2 protein-coding genes and 1 pseudogene are annotated in these 1,707 nt (G+C 44.7%); 2 read left to right on the top strand and 1 reads right to left on the bottom strand.

Annotated features, from left to right (window positions below; genetic code table 11):
- A pseudogene (locus tag F6K52_RS36010) lies at positions 1 to 635 on the bottom strand (hypothetical protein); the annotation flags it as partial.
- A gap of 244 nt (positions 636 to 879) precedes the next feature.
- Here F6K52_RS36010 and F6K52_RS36005 point away from each other — a divergent pair.
- Together F6K52_RS36005 and F6K52_RS36000 are read left to right on the top strand one after the other, a co-directional pair.
- The gene (locus tag F6K52_RS36005) at positions 880 to 1,461 is read left to right on the top strand and encodes a DUF1997 domain-containing protein (RefSeq protein WP_293089966.1); all 582 of its coding nucleotides are present in this window, start codon (positions 880 to 882) and stop codon (positions 1,459 to 1,461) included.
- A gap of 28 nt (positions 1,462 to 1,489) precedes the next feature.
- Positions 1,490 to 1,707, top strand: a 218-nt coding sequence (locus F6K52_RS36000) for a hypothetical protein (protein ID WP_293089964.1), incomplete at its 3' end; no start/stop codon positions are given.

Genomic DNA, 1,707 nt, shown 5'->3' with positions numbered 1-1,707 from the left:
TGGGTATCATTCCCATCGCCACCGTTAAGAATATCATTGCCCGATACAGAACGACAGCTTTGATATTCACCATAGGGGTCATAAACATGAGTACAAAAACCAAGGCTGGTACTGCCGCCGTAGAGGTAATCATCCCCATTTCTACCCATCAGAGTATCATGGTTACCGCCACCACCGAGAATATCATCGCCATCTCCCCCATCTAGGTAATTCTGACCTTCTGTTACAGGGGAAGACGAAATTCCAGTGGCGATAATATTAATATTAGGGTTGATAGTAATAGCTAATTCTCCGTAAAGAGAATCATCGCCACTACCGCCAATTACAGTATCATCTCCACGCCCACCAGCGATCGCATCATTACCTGCGTTGCCGTTAAGCAAATCATCGCCATTTTTGCCATCAATTAGATCATTACCATCTCCACCGTTAATAGTATCGTTACCATCTCCACCGGTCAGAGTATCAGTAACGGTTGAGGGAATCGTGAAAGGGGAAAAAGACGATCCTTCAGACTTTAAACGCTCCTGCTCTTGTTTGAAGTCCCTAAGCTTCAGTCCCAATTCCTCAGAATCGAAACGCAATTGAGGTTTAGGATTAGAGCCTTCTAAAATTGTTTGGTTTAACTCAGCCATGACTATTGGATTTATATCATTTATGCTATCGATGCTTACATTAATAGATTAGATCGCATTTCAGCTTAGATTTATCGCCAAATTGGCGACGCTTTAGAAATCGATAGAAAAATCTCTAGAAAATGAAAAAAAAGTACTCTCTGGGGTAACATGCTCCAGTAAAATGAAAAACATAATACCAAAACTGAAGAATTGTAAAGTAATATTAAGTAAAAGCATACATAGATTGAGTGTTTTTTCCTCTATGACGACCCAGTTTTTTGCTTCCCAGTGTGTGGAAATGACTGTGCCACAGGAATCTGTGCCGATTCAGCACTACTTGCGTCAGCCTGAACGGATAGTTTATGCGATCGCAGACCTGAATCGCATCCAACAAGTGACTCAGAAGCGCTTTCGCCTGAAAATGAATCCATTACACTTTATGTCCTTGACATTTCAGCCCACGGTAGATCTGGAAGTGTGGGCGGAATCTGACGCTACCGTTAATCTGAAGTCTGTCGCTTGTGAAATTATAGGATTGGACTATATCAATCGACGCTTTGCCCTAGAATTAACTGGAAAACTGCATCCTTGGGAAGATCAGGGAGTGACTAAGCTCACCGGTAGAGCAGATTTAATGGTCAAGGTTGATGTACCGTTACCTTTTTCCCTTACTCCCAAGCCAATCTTAGAAACCACTGGCAATGGTTTGCTCAAAAGCGTTTTGGTCAGGATTAAGCAAACCTTGATGCACCAGCTGTTATTGGATTATCGTCAATGGGCTCGCAATGGCACCCAGACCAATATTTATAGTCAGCAGCAAGCACCAGGCGCTCCCGCCACCTGATCTAGCCATCGCTGTGGGAGTGGTTAGGGTGGAAAGATGGGGAGATGGGGAGATGAGTGTGGGAAGCGTGGGAAGTGTGGGAAGCGTGGGAAGTGTGGGAAGTATGGGAAGTGTGGGAAGTATGGGAAGTGTGGGAAGTTTCCTGGGAATTTTTGCCTCTTGCCTCTTGCCTCTTGCCTCTTGCCTCTTGCCTCTTGCCTCTTGCCTCTTGCCTCTTGCCTCTTGCCTCTTGCCTCTTGCCTCTTG

The sequence above is a fragment of the Moorena sp. SIO3H5 genome, assembly GCF_010692395.1.
Classification (GTDB): Bacteria; Cyanobacteriota; Cyanobacteriia; order Cyanobacteriales; family Coleofasciculaceae; genus Moorena.
The sequence above is the reverse complement of the archived record's forward strand: the minus strand, read 5'-3'. Positions and strand labels throughout refer to the sequence as shown.